This window comes from Mycolicibacterium monacense (genome assembly GCF_010731575.1).
Taxonomy (GTDB): domain Bacteria; phylum Actinomycetota; class Actinomycetes; order Mycobacteriales; family Mycobacteriaceae; genus Mycobacterium; species Mycobacterium monacense.
Map to the genome: position 1 here is coordinate 2178039 of NZ_AP022617.1, position 22403 is coordinate 2200441.

The 22403-nt window shown below is 68.2% G+C and carries 26 protein-coding genes and 2 pseudogenes; 17 read left to right on the top strand and 11 right to left on the bottom strand.

Going from position 1 to position 22403, the window contains the following annotated elements:
* Window positions 1–29: 29 nt before the first annotated feature.
* Window positions 30–671, bottom strand: a complete 642-nt coding sequence (gene merB, locus G6N49_RS10340) for an organomercurial lyase MerB (RefSeq protein ID WP_005148656.1) — start codon at window positions 669–671, stop codon at window positions 30–32.
* A gap of 26 nt (window positions 672–697) precedes the next feature.
* On the bottom strand, window positions 698–2101 hold the full coding sequence (gene merA / locus G6N49_RS10345) for a mercury(II) reductase (protein ID WP_005148655.1): 1404 nt from the start codon (window positions 2099–2101) through the stop codon (window positions 698–700).
* Window positions 2102–2156: 55 nt separating this feature from the next.
* On the opposite strand from merA, the gene G6N49_RS10350 reads away from it, so the two are divergent.
* The gene (locus G6N49_RS10350) at window positions 2157–2546 is read left to right on the top strand and encodes a heavy metal-responsive transcriptional regulator (protein ID WP_005148625.1); all 390 of its coding nucleotides are present in this window, start codon (window positions 2157–2159) and stop codon (window positions 2544–2546) included.
* Between the two features lie 171 nt (window positions 2547–2717).
* Window positions 2718–3326 carry a cadmium resistance transporter gene (locus G6N49_RS10355; RefSeq protein WP_013471561.1) on the top strand — a complete coding sequence of 203 codons (609 nt, stop codon included), beginning with the start codon at window positions 2718–2720 and terminating at the stop codon, window positions 3324–3326.
* Window positions 3327–3779: 453 nt separating this feature from the next.
* On the opposite strand, the gene G6N49_RS10360 is transcribed toward G6N49_RS10355, so the two are convergent.
* Together G6N49_RS10360 and G6N49_RS10365 are read right to left on the bottom strand one after the other, a co-directional pair.
* On the bottom strand, window positions 3780–4319 hold the full coding sequence (locus tag G6N49_RS10360) for a hypothetical protein (protein WP_011855681.1): 540 nt from the start codon (window positions 4317–4319) through the stop codon (window positions 3780–3782).
* Between the two features lie 61 nt (window positions 4320–4380).
* A complete protein-coding gene (locus G6N49_RS10365; RefSeq protein ID WP_011855680.1) occupies window positions 4381–5682 on the bottom strand; it encodes a TrpB-like pyridoxal phosphate-dependent enzyme in 1302 nt (433 codons plus the stop codon).
* A gap of 38 nt (window positions 5683–5720) precedes the next feature.
* Between G6N49_RS10365 and G6N49_RS29475 the strand changes: the two genes are divergently transcribed.
* Window positions 5721–5969 carry a tautomerase family protein gene (locus G6N49_RS29475; RefSeq protein WP_011855679.1) on the top strand — a complete coding sequence of 83 codons (249 nt, stop codon included), beginning with the start codon at window positions 5721–5723 and terminating at the stop codon, window positions 5967–5969.
* Between the two features lie 105 nt (window positions 5970–6074).
* Here the strand turns inward: G6N49_RS29475 and G6N49_RS10375 are convergent, their stop codons facing one another.
* Complete coding sequence (locus G6N49_RS10375) at window positions 6075–6248, bottom strand: hypothetical protein (RefSeq protein ID WP_163647410.1); 174 nt, start codon at window positions 6246–6248, stop codon at window positions 6075–6077.
* A gap of 89 nt (window positions 6249–6337) precedes the next feature.
* A complete protein-coding gene (locus tag G6N49_RS29480; protein WP_234789221.1) occupies window positions 6338–6688 on the bottom strand; it encodes a hypothetical protein in 351 nt (116 codons plus the stop codon).
* Window positions 6689–6921: 233 nt separating this feature from the next.
* Between G6N49_RS29480 and G6N49_RS10385 the strand changes: the two are divergent.
* A pseudogene (locus G6N49_RS10385) lies at window positions 6922–7164 on the top strand (NAD-binding protein); the annotation flags it as partial.
* A 4-nt stretch (window positions 7165–7168) separates the two neighbouring features.
* Here G6N49_RS10385 and G6N49_RS10390 read toward each other — a convergent pair.
* Window positions 7169–7795, bottom strand: coding sequence for a peroxidase-related enzyme (locus G6N49_RS10390; protein ID WP_011559981.1), 627 nt, complete (start codon window positions 7793–7795; stop codon window positions 7169–7171).
* Between the two features lie 181 nt (window positions 7796–7976).
* Here G6N49_RS10390 and G6N49_RS10395 point away from each other — a divergent pair, with 181 nt between their 5' ends.
* From G6N49_RS10395 to G6N49_RS10415, 5 genes are read left to right on the top strand one after another with little or no spacing between them, the layout of a single operon-like run.
* Window positions 7977–8936: an ABC transporter substrate-binding protein gene (locus tag G6N49_RS10395; RefSeq protein WP_011855677.1), complete on the top strand. Its 960-nt coding sequence runs from the start codon at window positions 7977–7979 to the stop codon at window positions 8934–8936.
* Window positions 8933–9802 carry an ABC transporter permease gene (locus G6N49_RS10400; RefSeq protein ID WP_011559979.1) on the top strand — a complete coding sequence of 290 codons (870 nt, stop codon included), beginning with the start codon at window positions 8933–8935 and terminating at the stop codon, window positions 9800–9802. Before G6N49_RS10395 ends, G6N49_RS10400 begins: the two co-directional genes overlap by 4 nt.
* Window positions 9799–10536 carry an ABC transporter ATP-binding protein gene (locus G6N49_RS10405; protein ID WP_011855676.1) on the top strand — a complete coding sequence of 246 codons (738 nt, stop codon included), beginning with the start codon at window positions 9799–9801 and terminating at the stop codon, window positions 10534–10536. The genes G6N49_RS10400 and G6N49_RS10405 overlap by 4 nt, the downstream gene beginning before the upstream one ends.
* A complete protein-coding gene (locus G6N49_RS10410) occupies window positions 10520–12118 on the top strand; it encodes an FAD-dependent oxidoreductase (protein WP_083045428.1) in 1599 nt (532 codons plus the stop codon). Before G6N49_RS10405 ends, G6N49_RS10410 begins: the two co-directional genes overlap by 17 nt.
* Window positions 12115–12522 carry a 4Fe-4S dicluster domain-containing protein gene (locus G6N49_RS10415; protein ID WP_011855674.1) on the top strand — a complete coding sequence of 136 codons (408 nt, stop codon included), beginning with the start codon at window positions 12115–12117 and terminating at the stop codon, window positions 12520–12522. The genes G6N49_RS10410 and G6N49_RS10415 overlap by 4 nt, the downstream gene beginning before the upstream one ends.
* 9 nt (window positions 12523–12531) lie before the next feature.
* Here the strand turns inward: G6N49_RS10415 and G6N49_RS10420 are convergent, their stop codons facing one another.
* Window positions 12532–13425 (bottom strand): nitroreductase family protein, encoded by an 894-nt coding sequence (locus G6N49_RS10420; RefSeq protein ID WP_011855673.1) that lies wholly within the window; start codon window positions 13423–13425, stop codon window positions 12532–12534.
* Window positions 13426–13462: 37 nt separating this feature from the next.
* Here G6N49_RS10420 and G6N49_RS10425 point away from each other — a divergent pair, with 37 nt between their 5' ends.
* From G6N49_RS10425 to G6N49_RS10455, 7 genes and pseudogenes are all read left to right on the top strand, one after another.
* Window positions 13463–13945, top strand: coding sequence for a MarR family winged helix-turn-helix transcriptional regulator (locus G6N49_RS10425; protein ID WP_011855672.1), 483 nt, complete (start codon window positions 13463–13465; stop codon window positions 13943–13945).
* Window positions 13946–13970: 25 nt separating this feature from the next.
* Entirely contained in the window at window positions 13971–14387 is a 417-nt protein-coding gene (locus tag G6N49_RS10430) for a DUF5313 domain-containing protein (protein WP_011855671.1), read from the top strand.
* Window positions 14388–14562: 175 nt separating this feature from the next.
* On the top strand, window positions 14563–14748 hold the full coding sequence (locus G6N49_RS10435) for a hypothetical protein (RefSeq protein WP_041925058.1): 186 nt from the start codon (window positions 14563–14565) through the stop codon (window positions 14746–14748).
* Window positions 14749–14872: 124 nt separating this feature from the next.
* Complete coding sequence (locus tag G6N49_RS10440) at window positions 14873–15292, top strand: hypothetical protein (RefSeq protein ID WP_011855669.1); 420 nt, start codon at window positions 14873–14875, stop codon at window positions 15290–15292.
* Between the two features lie 98 nt (window positions 15293–15390).
* A pseudogene (locus tag G6N49_RS10445) lies at window positions 15391–16994 on the top strand (SLC13 family permease).
* Window positions 16991–18043 carry a tartrate dehydrogenase gene (locus G6N49_RS10450; protein ID WP_011855667.1) on the top strand — a complete coding sequence of 351 codons (1053 nt, stop codon included), beginning with the start codon at window positions 16991–16993 and terminating at the stop codon, window positions 18041–18043. The pseudogene G6N49_RS10445 and the gene G6N49_RS10450 overlap by 4 nt, the downstream one beginning before the upstream one ends.
* A 62-nt stretch (window positions 18044–18105) precedes the next feature.
* Window positions 18106–19188, top strand: coding sequence for an isocitrate/isopropylmalate dehydrogenase family protein (locus G6N49_RS10455; RefSeq protein ID WP_011855666.1), 1083 nt, complete (start codon window positions 18106–18108; stop codon window positions 19186–19188).
* 3 nt (window positions 19189–19191) lie between these two features.
* On the opposite strand, the gene G6N49_RS10460 is transcribed toward G6N49_RS10455, so the two are convergent.
* Window positions 19192–19719 (bottom strand): phosphate-starvation-inducible PsiE family protein, encoded by a 528-nt coding sequence (locus G6N49_RS10460; RefSeq protein ID WP_011559967.1) that lies wholly within the window; start codon window positions 19717–19719, stop codon window positions 19192–19194.
* A 57-nt stretch (window positions 19720–19776) separates the two neighbouring features.
* The gene (locus tag G6N49_RS10465) at window positions 19777–20256 is read right to left on the bottom strand and encodes a TspO/MBR family protein (protein WP_011855665.1); all 480 of its coding nucleotides are present in this window, start codon (window positions 20254–20256) and stop codon (window positions 19777–19779) included.
* Window positions 20257–20368: 112 nt separating this feature from the next.
* Here G6N49_RS10465 and G6N49_RS10470 point away from each other — a divergent pair, with 112 nt between their 5' ends.
* A complete protein-coding gene (locus tag G6N49_RS10470; RefSeq protein ID WP_011855664.1) occupies window positions 20369–21832 on the top strand; it encodes an MFS transporter in 1464 nt (487 codons plus the stop codon).
* Here the strand turns inward: G6N49_RS10470 and G6N49_RS10475 are convergent.
* Window positions 21829–22260 carry a type II toxin-antitoxin system Rv0910 family toxin gene (locus tag G6N49_RS10475; protein ID WP_011855663.1) on the bottom strand — a complete coding sequence of 144 codons (432 nt, stop codon included), beginning with the start codon at window positions 22258–22260 and terminating at the stop codon, window positions 21829–21831. The two genes, G6N49_RS10470 and G6N49_RS10475, sit on opposite strands and share 4 nt — an antisense overlap.
* Window positions 22261–22403 lie beyond the last annotated feature (143 nt).

A 22403-nucleotide genomic window follows, 5' to 3' on the forward strand; every position in this document is an offset into this window, starting at 1 on the left:
TTTCTCCTCATCAGGTTGGGTGCGGCTGGTCAGCTGCAGCAGCCGGGGTGGGCAGTTGGCGGGGTATGGAGCTGGGTAAGGATTTGTGTGGTCAGGGCTGCGCCGAGTTGGTGGGCCTCAGCGACGCTGACGATCTGACCTTCGGGGTGCTCGGCGAGCCACGGCGCGGCGTCCTGCGCGCAGGTGAAGTAGTGCACCTGGTTGCAGAATGAGGACCGGATCGAGGTGAGGTCGTCGGGGTTGACCAGCGAGACCACCGCGGTCTCGGGCTGCACGCTGGTGACACCGTTTTCGCCGACCGAGACCCTGATCGGGTGCCCGCTGACGGGTGATTCGGATTCGATGCTGGCGGGCCGGTCCAGGATGGTGGGAAAGATGAGGGTGTCCAGGGCGCACCAGGTGTAGAGCTCTTGGCCGGCCACGGTGAATCGGTGGCGGGTCGGGCGCAGGGTCAGGCCCTGGCCGACGATGCGGCCCTGCTCGTCGTATTCGGTGTCGGGTACCGCGGCCAGACGCCGGGTCACCTCGTCAACCGGGAGGCCGACGGCCGCGGCGAGCGCCTCCACGGTGACCGGCTCGCCGGCGGCGAGCAGCCGCAGCAACGGCACCAGCATCGTCGGGTCGAGCCCGGACTCTTCCGGAATGGTCAGGCGGTCAAGGAAATTGGGCATCAGGAACCTTTCGAGTGAGCCATGCGTCAGGATGCGCAGCAGGACAGTCGGGACATATCGGCGCTGAAGGACTGGGCGGCGATTTTGATGCCTTCGGCCATGGTCAGATACGGGGCCCAGGACCCGGCGACCTGGTCGACGGTCATCGCGGCGTCGAGGATGTAGACCGCGGCGGCGGCGATCTCGCCAGCATCCTTGGCGACGGCGGTGATGCCGTGGATGCGGCCGGTGCCGGCGTCGGCGACGAGTTTGATGAAACCGCGGGTGTCTCGGTTGACCACCGCACGCGGCACATGTTTTAGCGGCAGCACCCGGCAGTCGCACCGTGTCCCGGCGGCGAGGAGCTCGGCCTCGGTCGTCCCGGCCGCACCGACCGCGGGGCTGGTGAACGTCACGCGGGGCAGATGGCGGTAGTCGACCCTGCGGCCGGCGTCGGTGAAGATGTTGTCGGCGACCATCGCGCCGTGATGGGCGGCGACGTAGACGAACTCGCGGTGCCCGGTCACGTCGCCGGCCGCCCAGATCCGTGGGTTCGACGACTGCAGCCCGTCGCTCACCACGACCTCGTTGTTCTCGCCGGTTTTGACCTGCACCGCTTCGAGATTCAGGCCGTCGGTGTTCGGACGGCGGCCGGTGGCGACGAGGACTTTCGCGGCACGGAACTGCTGCGTTCCGCCGGTGATGGTCGCGGTGACCGTGACCTGATCGTCGGCCTGCTCGACCTCGCTCACCGTGGCGCGGCGCACCACCCGGATGCCGTCGTCGGCGAACACCTCCAGCAGCGCCATGCCGACTTCCGGCTCTTCCTTCGATGCCAGCGTGGAGCGGACCAGCACCGTCACCGTTGACCCGAGCCGGGCGAACAGTTGCGCCTGCTCCAACGCGACGTAGCCGCCGCCGATCACCAGCAGCGACTCCGGGACCTCGGTGACTTCCATCGCGGTGGTCGAGGTCAGGTAGGCGACGCCCTCGAATGCGGGCGGGATGACTGGGTTCGCGCCGGTGGCGATCAGGTAGTGCTCGGCCTCGATGGTGGCATCGCCGACCTCGATGACGGGCGCGTCCGGGGTTCCGGCGAACCGCGCTTGGCCCTGAATGCGCTGCCAGCCATACGATTCGGCCACGTTGAGGTACTTCTCTGAGCGCAGCGACTCCACCAGATCGTGCGTGCCGGCGATCAGGGCCGCCATGTCCACCGGGCCGGCCGTGGTGGCGATCCCCGGGAACCGGGCAGTGTCGGCTGCGGTATGCCGGGCCTCGGCCGCTGCGATCAGGGCCTTTGACGGCACGCAGCCGGTGTTGACACACGTGCCACCGAAGATGCCGCGCTCGATCATGACGACGGACTTACCGAGCGCGGTAGCGCGGATCGCCGCGGCCATCGCCGCGCCGCCGGAACCGATGACCGCGAGGTCCAATCCCTGACTCATGCACCCATCCTGACCTTCAAGTAGGCTTGAAGGTCAAGTGTTCTGAGGAGACATCGTGAGAATCGGGAAGCTCGCCGAGGCGACCGGGGCCACCACCGCGACGCTGCGCTACTACGAAGACGAAGGCCTGCTCCCGCCCGCCGAACGTTCCCCGGCGGGGTATCGCGACTATGCCGCCGACACGATCGCCCGGGTCGGCTTCATCCGACGGGGACAGGCCGCCGGGTTCAGCCTCGCCCAGATTCGGCAGATCCTCGACATCCGTGACAGCGGCCACGCGCCGTGCACGCACGTGCGCGACCTGCTCGACATCCGACTGACCGACCTCGACGAGCAGATCAGCGCACTGGTGGCACTGCGCGAGACCATCGCCCGGCTGCGGCAGGGCGCCGAAAGCGTCGACCCGGAATCATGCAGCGCCGATGACGTATGTCGATACCTCTAGGAGCCACCTCCGTGGCACCGGAGGCATGTATTTCGTCAAGTCCGTTGACCCCGGCAGTCGTCATGAATTTCCGCCCCACTGGAGGTCGTTGGTGCGCGGGAGCGCGGGGCCTGCTGAGCAGTAGGCTCACCCGATGCGGTGGGATTTCACTCGAAGCTGGTCGCATTGGCCGTGCTGAGCCCAGCCACACTCGTTCAGGCGATCGCCACCTTCGCCATCACCAATATCGACGACATCGTGGTCCTCGCGGTGATGTTCGGCCAGGCGCCCGGTCATCGTGGCGCAGCCATCCGAGTGACCGCCGGTCAGTACCTCGGCTTCACCGCCATCTTGGCAGTTTCGGTCGGCGGCGCACTCCTGGGTGCCACGCTGCTTCCTCCAGCCGCACTGCCGTACTTCGGGCTGCTGCCCATCGTGTTGGGGCTGCGGGCGGCATGGCTGGCCTGGCGGGATCGCCGCACCCAACCGGCGCCGACCGATGATCCCGCAACACTGTTGACGCCTGGCACCTGGCAGGTCGCAGTCATCACCTTCGCCAACGGCGGCGACAACATCGGCGTGTACGTTCCGATCTTCGCCGTCTCAACGATCGCCACCATCGGTGTTTACATCATCGTGTTCCTCATCGGTGTGGCCATCTGGTGCGCGGCCGGCCGATATTTCGCCTCCCACCCGATCATCGCCAAAGCACTCTCACGCTGGGGCCACATCGTTCTGCCCGTTGCACTGATCACAATCGGGGCCCTCATCCTCATCAAAGGCGGAGCGTTCGCCCTCTAGCTCGGAGCAACTTCACCACTCAGGGCCAGGAGGCGCTCCTGCATCGGCATGTGTTGGCGTTCAACCACTTTGGTGATGTCCCGGCCCGTATCCGCTATGACAATCTAAAACGGGCGGTGGCCAAGGTGCTCAAAGGCCGCAGCCGGCACCCGAACTACCAACACGAGCGAGCGCACCACAGAATCATGATCGTGTGTCACGAGAGACACGATCACAGTAGTTATACCGAAGACGTACCCGAGCCAACGGAATCGACAGGAGACCATTCCGGCTACCCTGCTGCGCTCGCAGCCGGGCGCGGAAGCAGGGTTGCCCCAGATTCAATGAGAAACGTCGCGATCGAAATTCTCATCCAATCTGGGGCAATGCAGGTCAGACTAGTAAATGTGCCCCAGATTCAATGAGAACGGACATGAATCGCCATCGTCGAGAGGGAGACTCTGACGGTTCGAGCTACTTGGGATTGGGATGGTGCGGCCCCGCGCACGGCGGCGGCCAGGTGATGGTGGCGCCGCTCTCGCGGACGCCCCACTTGCGCTTCGAGGGCTGCCGCATGTCCGGGTGCGAATCCGTCACCGGGGTGATCGTCACCGACACCCACACCGCCGTGAGCGTCGCCGCGGCCACCGTGGCCACAGCGGTCGAGGTCGCCAGGACCGGACCCGCCGAGCTGGTACGTGACCACCAGAATGCGCCGACCCCGGCGACCGTCGACACCCCGGACAGATAGGCCGCCGCGACGCACCACCGGAACCGGCGACGCCGCAGCGACATGATCGAACAGATCGCGGCGCCGGCACCCAATGCGGATGCGGCCAGCGGTAAGCCCACGCCTACCACCCATGCGGTGATCCCGGTCATGAGCAGCACGATGGTCGCCACCCACGCCACGCGACGTACCCACAGCGGCAGATAGACGTCGTCGAGTACCCCGTGTTCGATCTGCTTGAGGGTCGTCTCGATCGACTGGTCGCGCGACCACAGACGGAACAAAGGGCTCACCTCCTCAAGAAACGCCTGGTGTCGAGGATAGCCGCGACCACAAACCGCCTGCTCAGAGCTTGCCGTCGAGGTACTCCGCGTAGGCCGGCAGATCCAGCTGACCATGCCCGGACAGTCCGATCACCACGACCTGCTCGCGCGGATCATCGGCGACATGTGCAGCTGCGGCCGCGATGGCATGCGTCGACTCCGGAGCCGGCACGATGCCCTGCGTTCGCGCGAACTGCACCCCGGCAGCGAACGCGTCGCGCTGCGAGATCGCCACGCCCTCGACCAGACCCAGCTCCACGGTGTGGCTCAGCGCCGGTGCCATCCCGTGGTAGCGCAGTCCGCCGGCGTGGATCGGGTCGGGCACGAAATCCATTCCCAGCGTGTGCATCTTGAGCAGCGGGGTCAGCCCGGCCACGTCGCCATGGTCGTAGCGGTACTCACCCTCGGTGATCGACGGGCATGCACTTGGCTCTGCGGCCACGATCCGCGGGTTCGACCGGCCGTGGACCTTCTCCCGCAGGAACGGGAACGACAGCCCGGCGAGGTTCGAACCGCCTCCGGCGCAACCGAATACGACGTCGGCGCCGTTCGGCTCCACCAACGCCAGCTGCGCGACGGCCTCCTGGCCGATGACGGTCTGATGCAGGACCACATGGTTGAGCACGCTGCCCAGCGCATAGCGGGCCTCCGGGTCGGCCGCGGCAACCTCGACCGCCTCGCTGACAGCCATGCCGAGGCTGCCGGTGGTGTGCGGATCCTTGGCCAGGATGGCGCGGCCCGCCTCGGTGAGCGTCGACGGGCTCGAGTGCACCGTGCCGCCGTAGGTCCGCATCAGATGCCCCCGATACGGCTTGGACTCATACGAGGCACGGACCTGCCACACCTCGATCTCCAAGCCGAACTGCACCCCGGCGAACGACAGCGCGCTACCCCACTGGCCGGCGCCGGTCTCGGTGGTCAGCTTCCGCACGCCGTCGATGGAGTTGTAGTACGCCTGCGCCACCGCGGAGTTGGTCTTGTGGCTGCCGACCGGGCTGACACCTTCGTACTTGACGTAGATGTGGGCGCCGGTGTTCAGGGCCTTCTCGAAGCGCCGTGCGCGGATCAGCGGAGACGGCCGCCACATCGTGTAGATCTCCCGCACCGCCTGCGGGATCTCGATGTAGGTCTCGGTGGATGCCTCCTGGGCGATCAACCCGCTGGCGAACAGCGGCGCGAGGTCGTCCGGGCTGACCGGTTCTTTGGTGCCGGGATGCAGATGCGGCGGGATCGGCTCGCCCAGCTCGGCCGCCAGGTTGTACCAGTGCGTCGGCACCTCGACGGTGACGAGGTCCGGATGGGTGGCGTCGAGCTGTTCCGTCATGCGGGACACCCTAACGCTCGCGTTTGTGAGGCTGAAATGTGCTTTTCAAGACGAGGTCGCCGTGGCAGGAAGATGTCATCGACGATCCGCGGATCGTCTCGGCCGGCACCGCAGATCGAAGTTCGGTGTCAGTACAGCGCCGCCGAGGAGGTCGCGATCATTGCGTGGCGATCGACTGCTTCGCCGGCCGTTCCGTGCAGGCGAAGCGAAATCTCTATCGGGAGATCGTGAACGCGCTGATCCGTCTGGGCATCCCCTCCGACCACGTGACCATCGTCTTTGCGTGAGAGTGCGTTGGCGAACTGGGCATCCGTGGCGGACAGGCCGCGTGTGATGTCGATCTTGGTTTCACCGTCAACGTGTGACGCCGGGCTTCTCGGCGCGGGGCACGGTCATGTCGGTCGGCGGCGCACCGTCACGGGATACCCCGGCGCGTCGACGGAGGCGGTGCACTCACAGCGTCGCCAGAACGTGCCGTCCCACGCGTCGTCGTACCAGCGGATCATCATCGAACACTGCGGCCCGTGGCTGCACAGTCCTGCCGCGCACTTACGGCACTCGATCATGTCCACTCCCCGGTGGTGTCGTCACCCGGTCGCGGTCGCGGCACCTACTCCAGGATGGCGCACTGTGCGCACCGTGTCGAGGTGCCCGACTACCACGTGCCGTCGGGAACCACCTTCGGATGGTGCCCACCCAGTTCGATCACCGTCTTGGGATCGACGGGTACGAACGGAACCTCCTCAGCGCCAATCATTTTACCGACGGTCTCGACACGGGACAGGATTGTCGACGGCGCGAGATCCCGCGCGTCGGCGTCGTAGTAGTCGAACCACGGTAGTCCGGCGTTCACGTAAGCGTCGCGGTCCACGGGCGTCGGCGGCGCGACCTCACCGGTGATGGCAGTCCACTGCGCGGCCGAACACAGGTGCACGAACACCCGTCGTGCATCGCTCTCGTCGTAATCAACCAGCGCGCGGTCGTCGGCATACACCGCCTGCCGCATCCGCCCGCCGGCGCCCAACCCCATACTCGCCGATGGCGCGGCCAGCGGGCCGCCGTCCGAGCAACACAGCGGCCCCACGGCCCGTGCGACGCGCCACTCTGCAAGCGCCTACGAGGTCAGACCGACGGCCCGGAGCTGCACCCCGCCATGGGTCTCTTCCCCAGTGACCTGCCCTTCGACCGTGGCGCCCGAACCGAGCGGCACCGCGACGAACTGACGGATGAACCCGTCCCCCCCGCGCCGTCCTTCCCCGCACCTTCGACTTCGGCTTCGCCACCGGCTTGATGGTCAAGGACGTCCGGCTCTGTCTGGAACAGGTTGCCGAACTGGGTCTTTCACTCGACATTGCACAGGCCGTCGCTCTAGTCTGGGAGGCGACTATCGACGCGACCGGTCCGGATTCGGACTTCACCTCGGTGATCAAACCCATCGAAGAAGCCGCCGGAGTCATCGTCGGAGACCCCGGCGGCCCCTGATCCATCAGTGCTGCGGCACGCCGGTGTACTCCGGATTCGGCGGCACCGACAACGCCACCCCGATCCGGTTCGTCGCGCCGATGAACGCGGCAATCGAGATACCCTCGAGGATCAGATGGTCGTCGAGCCCCAACCGCCGTAGCCGGTCGAAGTCCTCGTCGCGCAGTGACTGCGGGTTGTTGTTCACCGCGATCGCCAGGTCGGCCAGCGCACGCTCCCGGTCGGTCAGTTCGGCCACCTGGTGATGGTCGATGGCGACCCGCTGACCGAACGACCAGTCCCCCGCGACCTTACCGAGCTTGTTCGCGTGATTGGTATGGCAATAGGCGCAACGGTTCTCACCCGACACCACGGTGGCGATCACCTCGCGTTCACGGGCCGTGAGCCCGCCGCGTCCATCGGTGCCCAGCAGTGGCAGCAGATAACCGTTGAGCCGGCCGAGGTCGTCCTCGTTGAGCGACAGCGCACGGAACCAGTTGGAGGTCAGGCCTTCCTCGCGCTGCTGGCGGGTGAAGAATCCCTTCACCGCGGGGTTCTGCAGCTCATCGACCTCGGGCACCTCGAGGCGAGAGATCCGGCTCGGCGTGAGGCTGGAGGTCGTTTCGGCGGCACGTTCGGCGGTCGTGGTCATGACCGACACTGTGCCCGCGGCCGCCGGACTCGCCAATCGTTATGCGTGGGCTGACTTTAATTCCGGCGGGTGCCACGACGCCTTCCCGTCAGACTGATCCGAACCGTCGCCGCCGCAGGGGCCTTCGACATCTACTGGGGTTCGATCGTGTTCCCACGTGCACCCTCTCGGAGGCCCATCCATGCTTCGCCACCTCGCGCGTACCGCCCTGACCCTTGCCGTCCTCGCCTCGGCCGTCGCCTGCAGCAGCACCGACGACAACTCGGGCGGCTACACCCTGCGCATCGGCGCGACATCGCCGACCGGCACGCCCGCCGGGTCGCTCGGATGGGGTGACAAGCAGGGCATCCTCGCCGAGCAACTCAAAGACGCCGGCGTCGACAACATCGAGTACTCGTTCTTCCAGTCCGGCAGCGACGTCGCCTCGGCGTTGTTCGCCGGTGCGATCGACGTCGCCGCCATCGGCGACAACCCAGCCCTGCGGGCCCGCAGCCGCGACCCGAAAGTCGTTCTACTGGCGCTTGATTCGATCAGCAGCGACGCCTGGCTCGTGGGCGCCAAGGGTGGACCGACCGACATCCAGGGGTTGGTGGGCAAGACCGTCACCGCACCGCAGGGCACCATCCGGGACCGCGCGGCCAAACAGCTGATCGACGCGGCCGGGCTCACCGGCAAGATCCAGGTCCGCGATGTACCGACACCCGAATCGATCGCCGGTCTGAGCTCGGGGCAGATCGACGCCACCGTCGTGACCGGCGCCAGCGCGATCGAACTGCAGCACAAGGGTTTCCCGATCATCGACAGCCTGTCCCGGCACGGACTGGGCAGCACCGGCACCAACATCGCGCTGACCACGTTCACGGGCGAACATCCCGAGTTCGCCGACGCCTGGCGTCAGGCCGTCACCGCGGTCAACAGCGACATCCAGAAGAACTTCGACGAGTACGCCACCTGGGTCGCGCAGACCGACGGGACCGACGTCGAATTCGTCAAGGAGTCGACACGGCCCGACGAGTTCAACACCGAACCGTTCCCCGCACAGGGGGTGGATCAGCTCGAGGCGGCCTACGACTTCCTCAACGCCGACGGCTCCCTGGAGAACCAGTACTCGGTACGCGAATGGGCCGGGGCCCAGTCATGACCGCCGTCGTCGAAGCGGTACGCGCGGACGCCGCCACACCGCGACTGATCGACGTCGTCGCCGGGCACCGTCGCCGCCGCGGCGTCTGGGCCCGGATCCCGCGCACCGTCCGTCGGACGATGAGTCCGGTGCTGATCCTGGCGGCATGGACCATCGGCTCAGCCACCGGACTGCTCAACCCCGACCTCTTCCCGCCTCCAGGGCACGTGGCCACCACCGCGTGGCAGCTGCTGACCGACGGCCAGCTGGCGCTTCACGTCGGGACATCGGCGACGCGGGTGCTCACCGGAACCGTGCTCGGCATCGTCTTCGGTGTGCTGCTCGCGGTTCTGGCCGGCTTGACCCGCACCGGTGAAGACCTGCTCGACTGGACGATGCAGATCCTCAAGGCGGTGCCGAACTTCGCGCTCACCCCGCTGTTGATCATCTGGATGGGTATCGGTGAGGGTCCGAAGATCGTGCTCATCACCCTCGGCGTCGCGATCGCCATCTACATCAACACCTACTCCGGCATCCGCGGGGTGGACCAGCAGCTGGTGGAGATGGCGCAGACCCTCGAGGCCCGTCGCATCACCCTGATCACCCAGGTGATCCTGCCCGGTGCGATGCCGAACTTCCTTGTCGGCCTGCGCCTCGGGCTGTCCAGCGCCTGGCTGAGCCTCATCTTCGCCGAGATGATCAACACCACCGAGGGCATCGGCTTCCTGATGTCGCGCGCGCAGACGAACCTGCAGTTCGACGTCTCCCTGTTGGTCATCGTGATCTACGCGGTGGCCGGTCTGGCGTCCTACTCGCTGGTGCGGCTCCTGGAGCGGCTGCTGCTGTCGTGGCGCAACGGCTTCACCGGATTCGAAGGCACGGCATGAGCGCTGCGGTGGTCACCGTCCGCGGCCTGCGGCGCGCGTTCGGCGCACAGCAGGTGCTCGACGCCCTCGACCTCGACATCGCCGACGGCGAATTCGTCGCGATGCTGGGACGGTCCGGCTCGGGCAAGAGCACGCTGCTGCGGATCCTCGCCGGCCTCGACCACCAGGCCGACGGTTCGGTGGTGGTGCCACGCTCGCGCGCAGTGGTGTTCCAGAATCCACGGCTGCTGCCCTGGCGTCGCGCGTTGGCCAACGTCACCTTCGCACTCGCCGACGCCGGCCCCGACGCGCCGAGCCGGACCGCCCGCGGACGGGCCGCGCTCGATGAGGTGGGCCTGGCCGACAAAGCCGACGCGTGGCCGCTGTCGCTGTCCGGTGGTGAGGCCCAGCGTGTCTCGCTGGCCAGGGCGCTGGTGCGCGAACCCGACCTGCTGCTGCTCGACGAACCGTTCGGCGCGCTCGACGCCCTGACCCGGCTCAAGATGTACCGGCTGCTGCACGATCTGTGGGCGCGTCGGCACATGGCGGTACTGCATGTCACGCACGATGTCGACGAGGCGATCCTGTTGGCCGACCGGGTCGTGGTGCTCTCCGACGGGCGGGTGTCGCTGGACCGTCGCGTCGACCTTCCGTTCCCCCGCAGTCGCGGCGACGAGGGCTTCGACGACCTACGCCGGGTTCTGCTGGCCGAGCTCGGGGTTCGCGAGGAGGTCGGGCATGACCGCGGCCGGTGACCCCGACGTCCACCACACCGACGTCCTGGTGATCGGCGGCGGCCCGGCGGCCACCTGGGCGGCCATCGCCGCTGCCGAGGCGGGACGCCGAGTCCCCCTGGTGGACAAGGGCTACTGCGGCACCAGCGGTGCCACCGCCGCAGGCGGCAACAATCTGTGGCTGATCCCGCCCGGACCGCGACGGGAAGAGTCCGTGCGGGAACGCGAGGCCGCCGCCGGTGGGCTCACCGACGCCGACTGGATGCACCGGGTGCTGTCGGCATCGTGGGAGCGGATCGAACAGCTCGCCCGATGGGGCTATCCGTTCCCGGTGGGAGACGACGGCCGCCAGCTGCGCAGCAGCCTGCAGGGTCCGGAGTACATGCGCCGGATGCGCCGCAAGGCCCACCGCAGCGGCGTCCACATCCTCGACCACCACCCGGCCACCGCACTCACCACCGATGCCGACGGAATCGTCAACGGGGCCAACGGCATCGCCCGCCAGAACGGTGGCCGTTCGTGGCGGATCTCGGCCGGCGCCGTGGTGGTGGCCACCGGCGGCACCGCGTTCCTGTCCGGGACCTTCGGCACGAACGTCGACACCGGCGACGGGCTGCTGATGGCCGCCGAGGTGGGTGCCGCGCTGTCGGGGATGGAGTTCTGCACCGCCTACGCGCTGGCGCCGGAGTGGGGCACCCACACCAAGGGCCGCATGCTGCAGTGGGCCAGCTTCTACGACGAGCACGGCAGGCCCTTCCCCACCGAACGTGGGCTGGGCGGTCGCAAGGACGCGCAGTGGGCTCTCGCGCACGGGCAGCGGGTGTTCGCCCGGCTGGACCGCGCACCCGTGCACATCCGCCAGACCATGCGCGACGCCCAGCCGAACTACTTCCTGCCCCTCGACAAGGCCGGGATCGATCCGTTCGTCACCGCCTACCCGGTCCGCATGGTCTACGAGGGGTCCGTGCGCGGCACCGGCGGCCTGCGGTTGACCGGGCCCGACTGTGCGACCACGGTTCCCGGTCTGTTCGCCGCGGGAGACGCGGCCACCCGGGAGCTCGTCACCGGTTCGATCAGCGGTGGCGGCAGCCACAACGGATCGTGGGCGATCGCGTCGGGAACCTTCGCGGGACGCGGCGCCGCCGAGTTCAGCCGTCGCCGCACCGCGGGTGATGCCGTCAAGGCCGACCGGGTGGGTCTGCGACCTGGCCCGCGGCACGCACCGACCGTCGACGAGGTGGTGCGGGCCGCGCAGCAGCACGTCCTGCCGCCGATGCGCAGCCACCTCAAATCCCATGAGCGCCTGACCGAATCCGCCGCGGTCCTCGAGCAGGTGTGGCGGGACATCGCCGACGGGCTGGCGCCGGTACCGGCTCGGGAGTCGTACAAACCCCGCCAGGCGGTCGCCATGGTCGCCGCGGCGCGGTGGATCACCGCCGCCTCACTGGCGCGCGAGGAGACCCGGGGGCTGCACCGGCGCGAGGATCGACCGCACACCGATCACCGGTTGAACCACCGGATCCTGACCGGCGGGCTCGACACGGTGTGGAACGATGCCGATCCCGTTGCCCCGCAGTTGATCTCAGCGGAGGCGGTGGCATGATCGAGATCGTCCACACCGCCGCCTGCGTCGCCTGCGATGTGTGCGTGAAGGTATGCCCCACCGACGTGTTCGAACGCGGCGAGGACGGCGTCCCGGTGATCGCCCGACAGTCCGACTGCCAGACCTGCTTCATGTGTGAGGCCTACTGCCCGGTCGATGCACTGTACGTCTCCCCGGTGTCGGCGCCCGTCGGTGCGGACAGTCCGCACGCCGACGTGGATGCCGTGCTCCGCAACGGCCTTTTCGGCGGCTATCGCGAGATGGTCGGCTGGGGCCACGGGCGCACCCCAGGAGCGCTGCTGGACCGCAATCCGGTGCTCAAAGCCGTTCCGCCCCTCCCTGAGTCGCGTCTCCCGCCGCCGTCGACCCTGGCGGGCTCGCCGTGGAATCACCCCGCTGACTGACGGGTGTTCTCACAGCATCCAGGTGGTGGTCTCCGACACCGAACGCCGCTCGAGCACCGGCAGTGCAGAGCCGTCGGCGGGCGCCCAACCCAGCCGGATCAACACCTGCGGGTACGCCTCACCATCGAAGACCTCGCAGGCCAACGACAATCGACTGCGGGTGTCGGTGAGCGGCGTGGTGAGCGGACACGATGCCAAGCCCATCGACGTGGCCGCCAGCAGGACGTCACTCATCACCTCGCCGGCCCGCAGGTGCGCGAGGTCCCCGTCAGTGTCGGTGGCGAGCACCAGTAGCGCCGCCTCGTCGGCCGGCGCGGCGGCCGGACTGCCGTACTGCAACACGACGTCACCGTCGGATGACCTGCCCCAACCGGTTCTCGGCACCACACCGAACCGGACACCGTCCCGGTCCGCGCGGACGTGCATCAACTCCAGCGAGCCCTCGGGAAGAGGCTGCGCCCGGTACGGGCGACGATCGGCCCGACGGCGAGGAATCGCCTCGGCCAGTTCGATGTCACCGACGCTCGGCGGCGCCTCGATCAACTCGATGAGCGCCAGGTGGTCGGCATCGTCCCGCGCAGGAAACCGGCGAATTCTCGGAGCCCACCCGTCGGCACCCAATGCCACCGCGCAGTGATGCAACACCGCACCGCAACTGAGCAGGACGTCGCGGCGGTCCTGACCACCGTCGCCCAGCCGGCGACTCCAGTCCGCGAAGAGGTCGACGCCGCCGGGCGTGACACGCCAGGACCACGGCTGCGCATTCTGCGCCGAGGGGGCGTGCGCGGCGGCGTCCAGGACGCGCTCGAGCGTCGCGACGTCTGGCAATGAACCCGCCAGGTCTCTCACCTCCGCCGAACGCAGTCGTTGACCGATGATAGTGGCACCTGTGACCACAGCCATATTGTTAGTGCCCTAACAATTTGCGTACGATTCAAGCATGTCATCGTCGACCGCCACGGATCTCGATCCGCTCGCTCTGGAGCGTCAGGTCTGCTTTGCCCTCGCGGTCGCCAATCGCGCCGTCCTGGGCGTCTACCGCCCGCTGCTCGATCCGCTCGGTCTGACCCACCCGCAGTACCTGGTGATGCTCGTGCTGTGGGACCACCGCAAATCGGCGGACTCCCCGCTGTCGGTCAAACAGATCGCGCAGGCGCTGCAACTGGACTCGGCGACGTTGTCGCCGATGCTCAAACGGTTGGAGACCCTCGGGCTGATCACCCGCACCCGGAGCACCGTCGACGAACGCGCCATGAACGTCGAACTCACCGAGGCCGGAATCGCGCTGCGCGAACGGGCGCTGGCCATCCCGCCCGCCGTCGTCGCCCGCCTCGGCGGCGACCTCGCCGAACTCGAAGAACTGCATCGCGCACTGACCCGTATCAACTCCGCGGCCCAGGCTGCCGGCGCACTCGACCTCTGACCACCCACGACGCACAGGAGCCCCCATGGCCGACGCCAAACCCTCGTTCTTCCAGCGCATCCCCTACTTCTACGGTCGGCGTCTGCCCGCAACGATGCGCACGTGGGTCGCCGAGGACCTCGCCGGGCACGGCGCCGTCCGCCGGCACATGATCCGCATGGCGATTCCGCCGCTGCTGGTGCTGGCCCCGTTCTGGCTGCTGCCGACGTCCTTCTACGTGCGCCTGGAGATGACCGCACCGATCTACATCTGGGCGCTGCTGATGGCGCTCGCCCTGAACAAGGTGTGGCGGCGCCACCGGTTGGCCCAGCACAACCTCGATCCCAAGCTGGTCGACGTGATCCAGCGCCAGAAGGATGCGCACATCCACGAGGACTACATCCGGCGCTTCGGACCACGCCCCGAAGAGGCCAAATGGCAGGAGAACAGCAGTCCGTTCTGACCGGTAGCACACGCGCTGCGGCGATTTGGAGAAGGCTCCTGCCTGGCAGTACATTGTCCGACGGCCCGATCCCCGCTGCAGAAAGCCCACGAACATGCCTGCCACGATTCGGAGCAGCCACGGATGCCGCCGTCGGACGACCTCGCGCGGCGCACGCCGCCGGACCCTACCGCCCATGGCGGGCCAAGCCTTCGAGATCGTCATGACCCGTGACGCGACCGGCTGGTCGGTGACCGTCCCCGAACTCAGCGCCGTCACCCACCGCGCCGACCGGGCCGAGGCCGAGATGGCGGCCCGTGAACTCATCTCCCGCCACACCGGCATCCCGCACGGCTTCGTAGCCATCTGGTCGCGCGACTGACCGCATCGCGCGGCGAATAGGGTCGGTGGACAACACCTTTCGCGACCCAACCGAGTCCCAATCGTGACGTGGCGCGCCCATCGGCAGCCCGCGGCACAGACCACTCCACACGTACTGTCACGCCATGCGGGTTGTCCTGGTCGCCGCCGCCGTGGCGGGTTCACTGTTCAGCGTCGGTTTCACACCGGGGGTCGCCTCGGCCGCGCCGACCACCACCGAACCCGTTGAGCGCCCGCTGAGTTCGACCGAAGTCCTGTTCGCCGGCCGGTCCGACATCGTGAACAGCGAGACCCTCGACTTCGAGGCGTGGAGCCCGCTCGAGGATGCCACCGGTCTCCGCGTCTATTTCGTCTCGGGCACGCCCGCCTGCTACGGCGTCCGGGCCGTTGCCACCGAGACCGTCGACACGGTCACCGTCGAACTGCACGAGGGCCTTCTTCCGGAAGCGGCCAACCGCATGTGCACCGCCAAGGCCGTGCTCGCCGCCACCGACATCACCCTCGACGCGCCGGTGGGCGACCGAAAGGTGCTCAGCCGGCACTGACTTCCGGTCGGCGGTTACTTCCGGCCAGGATCGGGCATCCTCCGCGCGTGTGAGACACCTCACACCATGGGGAGCCGATCGGCCTCGAAGGGGGCAGCATGACCGCCGACAATCCGGTCAAACGCACCGACGTGGACAAGGCGTTGCTCGGCAGCGCCACCTATCGCAGTCTCGGTGAACAGCGCCTGACGCCGGCCGAGGAGCGCTTCGAGAAGGGGCGCCGCACCGTCGGCCTGTTCCTCGCGCCCGCCCTCACGGTCGTCTTCCTGCTGCTGCCGCTGGACCTCCCGCCGCAGCAACAGACGCTGGCCGCCGTGCTGCTCGGCGTGATCGTGCTGTGGGTGACCGAGGCGGTGCCGATTCCGATCGGTGGTCTGCTCGGCGTCGCGGTCGTGGTCTTCCTCGGCGTGGCACCCGCCGACGACGTACTGGCACCGTTCGGATCGTCGACGATCTTCACGTTCATCGGCGCCTTCATCCTCGCCCAGGCCATGCTCAAGCACGGTCTGGCACGGCGATTCGCGTTCCGCATCCTCGCGCTGCCGCGGGCGGGTCAGTCGACCACCGGTGTCATCCTGGCCTTCGGGGCGATCACCTGTCTGCTGTCGGCGTTCGTCTCCAACACCGCGACCGTCGCGATGTTGTTGCCCACCGCGATCGGCATCCTCGGCGTGATCGCCAAACTGCTGCAGAAGCAGGGCAACGTGGCCGACGATTTCGACCCGCTGCGGCTGAGGGTCGGTGCGGCACTCATGCTGATGCTCGCCTACTCCGCCAGCGTCGGCGGTCTGCTGACACCGTGGGCAGCCCTCCGAACCTCATCGGCCGCGGCCTCATCGAAGAGGCCACCGGCGAACGCATCAGCTTCGGCCAGTGGATGGTCATGGCCGCACCGATCTGCCTGCTGATGTTCGCGATCCTGGCGGTCGTCCTGCTCCTCCTGAACAAGCCAGAACTCAAGCACATCGACGGCGTCGCCGACTACGTGGCCCGCGAGCGCGAGGAGATGGGCAGGCTCTCGAGGGCCGAGAAGAACACGCTGATCGCCTTCGGGGTGACGGTCTTCCTGTGGATACTGCCGGGCATCATCGCGCTGGCCTTCGGCAACGACTCCGACATCTACTCCTCGGTCAGTGACCGGTTGGACGAGGGCACCGTCGCGGTCTTCGGCGCGGCGCTGCTGTTCCTGCTGCCCACCGAGTGGGAACAGCGCGAGTTCACGTTGCGCTGGAGGGATGCGGCCGCGATCGACTGGGGCACGATCGTCCTCTTCGGCACGGGCATCATCTTCGGATCGCTGCTCGCCGACTCCGGACTGGCCGAGACGATCGGCAACTCGGTCGCCGACGCGCTCGGCCTGTCGAGCGTCGTGGCGATCACCATCTTCGCCGTCCTGCTCGCCATCGTCGTCTCGGAGACCACGAGCAATACCGCGTCGGCGGCGGTCGTCGTCCCCATCGTCATTCCGGTCGCCATAGCCGCCGGCGTCAACCCGTTCGTACCCGCACTGGCGGCCACGTTCGCCGCATCCTTCGGCTTCATGCTGCCGGTCTCGACACCGCAGAACGCGATCGTCTACGGCTCCGGCGCCGTCCCGATCACGACGATGATCCGCTCCGGTGTCACGTTCGACGTCGCCGGCGCCATCTTGATCATCCTCTTCCTGCCGCTGATGATCGCCCTGCTCGGGCTCGGAGCATGAGCGCACACCGTATCGCCGTCATCCCCGGCGACGGGATCGGCACGGAGGTGACGGCCTCGGCGCGCACCGTGCTCGACGCGGTCGCCGCGCGCCACGGGATCGACCTGTCCTATGAGGAATTCGACTGGTCCTGCCGACGGTTCGAGCGCGACGGGGCGATGATGCCGGCCGATGGGTTGGAGACCCTGAGTGGCTTCGACGCGATCCTGCTCGGCGCGGTCGGCTGGCCGGGCGTGCCCGACCACGTCTCGCTGTGGGGTCTGCTCATCCCGATCCGGCGGGCATTCCGTCAGTACGTGAACCTGCGGCCCATCCGGGTGTTCGACGGGGTCGCCAGCCCGCTGCGCGACGCCACCGACGTCGACTTCGTGGTCGTCCGGGAGAACGTCGAGGGTGAGTACAGCGAGATCGGCGGACGGATCAACCGGGGTTTCCCCGACGAGATGGCGGTGCAGGAGTCGGTGTTCACCAGGGTCGGCGTCACCCGCATCGCCGACTACGCGTTCGACCTCGCCGAAACCCGGCGCCGGTATGTCACCTCGGCGACGAAATCCAACGGCATCGTCCACACCCTGCCGTTCTGGGACGAAGTGGTCGCCGAGCGTGCCGCCAACCATCCGGGCGTGCGGTTCGACAGCGAGCACATCGACGCGCTGGCCGCGAAGTTCGTGCTGCAGCCGGGACGGTTCGACGTGGTGGTCGGCTCGAACCTGTTCGGCGACATCCTGTCCGACCTCGCGGCGGCCGTGGCGGGGTCGATCGGGATCGCCCCGTCGGCGAATCTCGACCCCACCAAGCAAAACCCGTCGATGTTCGAACCCGTGCACGGATCGGCGCCCGACATCGCCGGGCGGGGGGTGGCGAATCCGATCGGCGCGGTGTGGTCGGCGGCGTTGATGCTCGAACACCTCGGGCACGCGTCGGCCGCGGCCGACGTGATGACCGCCGTCGAACGCACACTGGCGCAACCGCAGACGCGCACCGCCGACCTCGGCGGGCACGCGTCGACCGCCGAGGTCACCGACGCGCTGGCCGCCCAGTTGCGCTGACGAGCCGTCGGCACCGGTACGGCACACTGAAGGAACCCGAACAGGAAGGTGCCGGTACCGATATGGCGACAGAGGATCCGTTGCGGCTGGGAGTCGTGGCCGGCGACGGTATCGGACCGGAGATCGTCTCGGCCGCAGTGCAGATCAGCGAGCGGGCGTTGGCCGCGGTGTCGGTCCCCGTCGACTGGCGGCGGCTGCGCATGGGCGCCGAGGCCATCACCGCGGAGGGCACTCCCCTGCCGGAAGCCACGCTGGCCGAACTCGACCGCCTCGACGCGTGGCTGCTCGGCCCGCACGACAACGCGGGCTATCCGGCGCCGTTTCGCGACGCGCTGTCCCCCGGCGGCACCATCCGCAAACGCTACGGGCTCTACGCCAACATCCGTCCGGCCCGCCGGTTGAGCGGCGCCATCCCCGCGGTCTGTCCCACCCTCGACGTCGTCGTGGTCCGCGAGAACACCGAGGGCTTCTACTCCGACCGCAACATGTACGACGGCCCAGGCGAGTTCATGCCGACCGCCGACGTCGCGATGGCGGTCGCCGTCTTCACCCGAGAAGCCTGTGAACGCATTGCGCACCAGGCGTTTCGGCTCGCGCGCACGCGGCGCCGCTCGGTCACCGTCGCCCACAAGGCCAACGTGTTGTCCAAGACCACCGGCCTGTTCCGCGACAGTTGCGTGCGGGTGGCCGAACAGTACCCCGACGTGACGGTCCGCCTCGAACACATCGACGCGCTCGCGGCCCTGCTGGTCGCGCGTCCCGCCGAATTCGACGTGATCGTGGCGGAGAACATGTTCGGCGACATCCTGTCCGACCTCACCGGCCAGCTCGCCGGGTCACTGGGGATGGCGCCGTCGGTGAACCTGTCCGACACCAAGGCGATGGCACAGGCCGCCCACGGCTCCGCACCGGACATCGCCGGGCGCAACATCGCCAACCCGGTCGCGATGATTCTGTCCACGGCGATGCTGCTCGAGTGGCTGGCAGAGCGACACCATCGTGGCGCACTGGCCGATGCCGCGACCCGGATACGAGATGCGGTGTGCCGCAGCCTCGATGACGGTGTGCACACCCCTGACCTCGGCGGGGCCGCGACCACCACCGGCTTCACCGAACACGTGCTCTCGGTGCTCGCCTCGGCGTGACCGCTACGTCGCCTCGATCCCGTCTTTGCCGTCGGCGGCCTTCTCACCGGCGTCCTCGGTGTCGCGGCGCCGCTCCCGCAACACGAACGCCGCCAGCGCCAGCACCAGGACCACACCACCGAGGACACCGATCTCCACCACCGCCCTGGCGAACGCCGGGCCCTGCTCCAGCAGGGTGGCCGCTTCCACGGAGAGCACCACGATCTCCTTGATACCGGCCAGGATTCCGACGATGAGGAACGGTTCGGCGACGATTTCATGCGAGCGCAGGCACGTGCGGACGGCGTAGAGCAGTTCCACGAAGATGAAGATCAGCAGCAACCCGTCGAGCACCTCGAGCATCACCGTCGACGCCGGGGTGTTGCGTAACCGCAGCATCGTGTTGAACTGCGACACCAGCAGTGCGACCGAACAGATCACCAGCACCGACGCGATGGCCCAGTAGACCGCATCCTCGAGCATTCCGAGCGCCCGGTCGGCGAAGCGTTGCCGCTCCTGCTCTTCCGATTTGTCCTTGGTCCGTTCCGCCACCGCCGCCCTCCCACCGCCGTCCGAGGCAGTCAGGCTATCGGGCGGTTCGCCCACCGGTCAGCGATTCAGCCACCAGATGCGCGACGACAGCGCGGTGGCGAAGCCACACCACAGCGGATAGAGGGCCAGCGGCGCCGCCTGCGCACCCTTCGCCTCGACGGCGCGCCGCGTCAGGTCCGCACTGCTGGCCGCGAGCGCGCCGGCGGCCACCGCCGACACCGCCAGCTTGTGCCGGTTGAAGAACAGCCACGACCAACTGCCGTTGAGAATCAGGTTGGCGGCCAACGCCGTGGTGTAGGCGCGTGCCTTCTCCGGCTGGCCGGTGTCGTTGTAGTGGTCGATCGTCGCCGCCGAGACCGCCGCGATGTCCGCGTAGAGCATCGGCCACACGATCCCGAACGCCTGACTCGGCGGCTGGAAACTCGGCTTCTTCAGCTTGACGTACCACAGCGACTGGCCCGGTCGGCTGGCGAGTCCACCCAGCGCGCCGGTGGCGAACACCGTGCCGGCGGTCTTGGCGAGAGTTGAAGCACGCATGAATTCCCTTTCGACGAGTCCAGCCCTCGTACCCCGCACCGCCGCCGGGCAATCTCGGGTGCCGCTGAGCTAGCGTCTAAGACGTCGAGATGGTCTAACGATCGGAGTTCTGGTGGTGGGCACGGGGGTTGCGCGCTCGACCACCGGCACGGTGCGCCCGGCGTTGCTGGTGGGCGGTCTGAGCGTCGTCGTCCTCACCGTCGCCGTCCTGCAGACCGCGGTGGTGCCGGTGCTCGGGGTGATCGGCGATCAACTCGGCGCCTCCACGGTCGCGGTGAGTTGGGCGGTGACCGCCAACCTGCTGGCCGCGATCGCGGCGACACCGCTGCTCGGTCGCCTGGCCGATCTGTACAGCAAGAAACGTGTGCTTCTCGGTGTCCTCGTCGTGGTGCTGATCGGATCGGTTCTCGCGGCGGTGACGTCGTCGTTGCCGCTGCTGATCGTCGCGCGGGTGCTGCAGGGCGCCTCCTACGCGCTCTACCCGATCAGCGTGGCGGTGCTGCGTGAGGAACTGCCGCACGGACGGTTGGCCGGGGCGATGGCGGTCATGTCGGGCACGCTCGGCTTCGGCGGCGGGGTCGGACTGGTGGTCGTCGGGCTGCTGATGAGCGGCGACGCGGACTATCACCGGGTGTTCTGGCTGACCACCGGGTTCACCGTCGTCGTCCTCGCGATCGTCGTGTTCCTGGTGCCCGCGCGGCGCCGCCGTGCCGAGGGGACGATCGACTGGCTGGGCGCCGTCGGCCTGGCTGCGGGCCTGTCGGCGCTGCTGCTGGCCATCACCCAGGGCAACGCGTGGGGCTGGGGGTCGGGCCGGACCCTGGCCTGTGCACTCGGCGGTGCGGCCGCACTGGTCGCGTGGTGGATGTGGGAGAAGCGGCGCATCCACCCCTTGGTGTCCACGCGCATGCTCGCCAAACCGGCGATGCTGCTGACCAACCTCGCCACGATCTTCGTGGGGATGGGGTTGTACTTCGCGTTCCTCGGACTGACGCAGTTCGTGCAGATCCCACGCGAGGCGGCCGGATACGGGTTCGGCGCGAGCGTGCTGCAGTCGAGCGTGGTGTACCTGCTACCCGGTGCCGTGACGGGGTTCGCCGTCGCGCTGGTCAGCGGCCGCTTCATCGACCGGTACGGCGCCCGCCGGGTGCTCGTCGTCGCGGCGATGGCCGGTGTCGTCGGGTTCGTCCTGCTGGCCGTGGCACACGATCAGCCGTGGCAGGTGATCGTGGCGGGGATCCTGGCCAACGCCTACATCAGCCTGGGTTACGGCGCGCTGCCTGCACTGGTCGTCGCCGAGGTCGAGGCGGGCGAGACCGGCGTGGCGACCGGGATGAACGCGATCGCGCGGACGGTCGGCAGTTCTCTGGCCGCGGCCGTGGTCGCGGTGCTGCTGGGCCGCACGGCGCCGGGCACTCAGGTGCCGATGGAGAGCAGTTTCGTGGTCGTCTTCGTCGCGGGTGCCGTCACCGCGGCGCTCGCACTGACACTGATCGCACTCACCCGCACCCGCCGACAGGTAGTGGACCCCGACGCCCTCGTGCAGTCACGGGCGATGAACCACGAATGGGGTTAGCGCAGCGACGCGAGGTTGCTCACCGATTTGCGCACGTCGGATTCGATGACTCTTGCGACCAGGGAACCGACCCGCGTGTTGAGGAGGCCACCGGACAGGTCGGCGACCACCCGGAAGTTCGAGCCCCTGTCGGGCTCCTCCTCGACGTGGAGCGACAGCGCGATGCAGATCGCCGGGAACCCGGTCCCGATGAGCTCGATCTCCTTGGGCTCGTCGTAACGGGTCACCCGCCAGTGGATGGTGTTGCGGAATCCCTTGACCTTGATCAGCGACGACACGCAGGTGCCGACCTCGATCTCGGCGGGCACCTCGCTGCGCCAACCCCCGAAGATCGTCAGCCACTCGTCGAACCGCCGCAGGTTGGAGGCCAGCTCCCACGCCTTCTCCGGGGTCAGGTCGGACGAGACCGCAACGTCAACGGATGCCATGCCCTCCCCAGTACCCGGCTCGCGCGGCCAGGTAAACGACCTGCGCGGATTCCGAACGCGACGCACGTCACACTGCGAAACTGATCGCACCCATCCGCTGTTCCGCGCGCCGGGCCAGAGCCCCTGACCGGCCAGGTCGACGC

Bases quoted from the DNA above. Each gene is read 5' to 3' on its own strand.
- G6N49_RS10425 (WP_011855672.1), top strand. From the start codon at position 13,463: ATGTCATCGTCGACCGCCACGGATCTCGATCCGCTCGCTCTGGAGCGT.
- G6N49_RS29480 (WP_234789221.1), bottom strand. From the start codon at position 6,688: ATGCGGCAGGCGGTGTATGCCGACGACCGCGCGCTGGTTGATTACGAC.
- G6N49_RS10405 (WP_011855676.1), top strand. From the start codon at position 9,799: ATGAGCGCTGCGGTGGTCACCGTCCGCGGCCTGCGGCGCGCGTTCGGC.
- G6N49_RS10415 (WP_011855674.1), top strand. From the start codon at position 12,115: ATGATCGAGATCGTCCACACCGCCGCCTGCGTCGCCTGCGATGTGTGC.
- G6N49_RS10375 (WP_163647410.1), bottom strand. From the start codon at position 6,248: ATGATCGAGTGCCGTAAGTGCGCGGCAGGACTGTGCAGCCACGGGCCG.
- G6N49_RS10430 (WP_011855671.1), top strand. From the start codon at position 13,971: ATGGCCGACGCCAAACCCTCGTTCTTCCAGCGCATCCCCTACTTCTAC.
- G6N49_RS10390 (WP_011559981.1), bottom strand. From the start codon at position 7,795: ATGACCACGACCGCCGAACGTGCCGCCGAAACGACCTCCAGCCTCACG.
- merA (WP_005148655.1), bottom strand. From the start codon at position 2,101: ATGAGTCAGGGATTGGACCTCGCGGTCATCGGTTCCGGCGGCGCGGCG.
- G6N49_RS10400 (WP_011559979.1), top strand. From the start codon at position 8,933: ATGACCGCCGTCGTCGAAGCGGTACGCGCGGACGCCGCCACACCGCGA.
- G6N49_RS10440 (WP_011855669.1), top strand. From the start codon at position 14,873: ATGCGGGTTGTCCTGGTCGCCGCCGCCGTGGCGGGTTCACTGTTCAGC.
- merB (WP_005148656.1), bottom strand. From the start codon at position 671: ATGCCCAATTTCCTTGACCGCCTGACCATTCCGGAAGAGTCCGGGCTC.
- G6N49_RS10420 (WP_011855673.1), bottom strand. From the start codon at position 13,425: ATGGCTGTGGTCACAGGTGCCACTATCATCGGTCAACGACTGCGTTCG.
- G6N49_RS10365 (WP_011855680.1), bottom strand. From the start codon at position 5,682: ATGACGGAACAGCTCGACGCCACCCATCCGGACCTCGTCACCGTCGAG.
- G6N49_RS10455 (WP_011855666.1), top strand. From the start codon at position 18,106: ATGGCGACAGAGGATCCGTTGCGGCTGGGAGTCGTGGCCGGCGACGGT.
- G6N49_RS10450 (WP_011855667.1), top strand. From the start codon at position 16,991: ATGAGCGCACACCGTATCGCCGTCATCCCCGGCGACGGGATCGGCACG.
- G6N49_RS10465 (WP_011855665.1), bottom strand. From the start codon at position 20,256: ATGCGTGCTTCAACTCTCGCCAAGACCGCCGGCACGGTGTTCGCCACC.
- G6N49_RS10395 (WP_011855677.1), top strand. From the start codon at position 7,977: ATGCTTCGCCACCTCGCGCGTACCGCCCTGACCCTTGCCGTCCTCGCC.
- G6N49_RS10410 (WP_083045428.1), top strand. From the start codon at position 10,520: ATGACCGCGGCCGGTGACCCCGACGTCCACCACACCGACGTCCTGGTG.
- G6N49_RS10475 (WP_011855663.1), bottom strand. From the start codon at position 22,260: ATGGCATCCGTTGACGTTGCGGTCTCGTCCGACCTGACCCCGGAGAAG.
- G6N49_RS10435 (WP_041925058.1), top strand. From the start codon at position 14,563: ATGGCGGGCCAAGCCTTCGAGATCGTCATGACCCGTGACGCGACCGGC.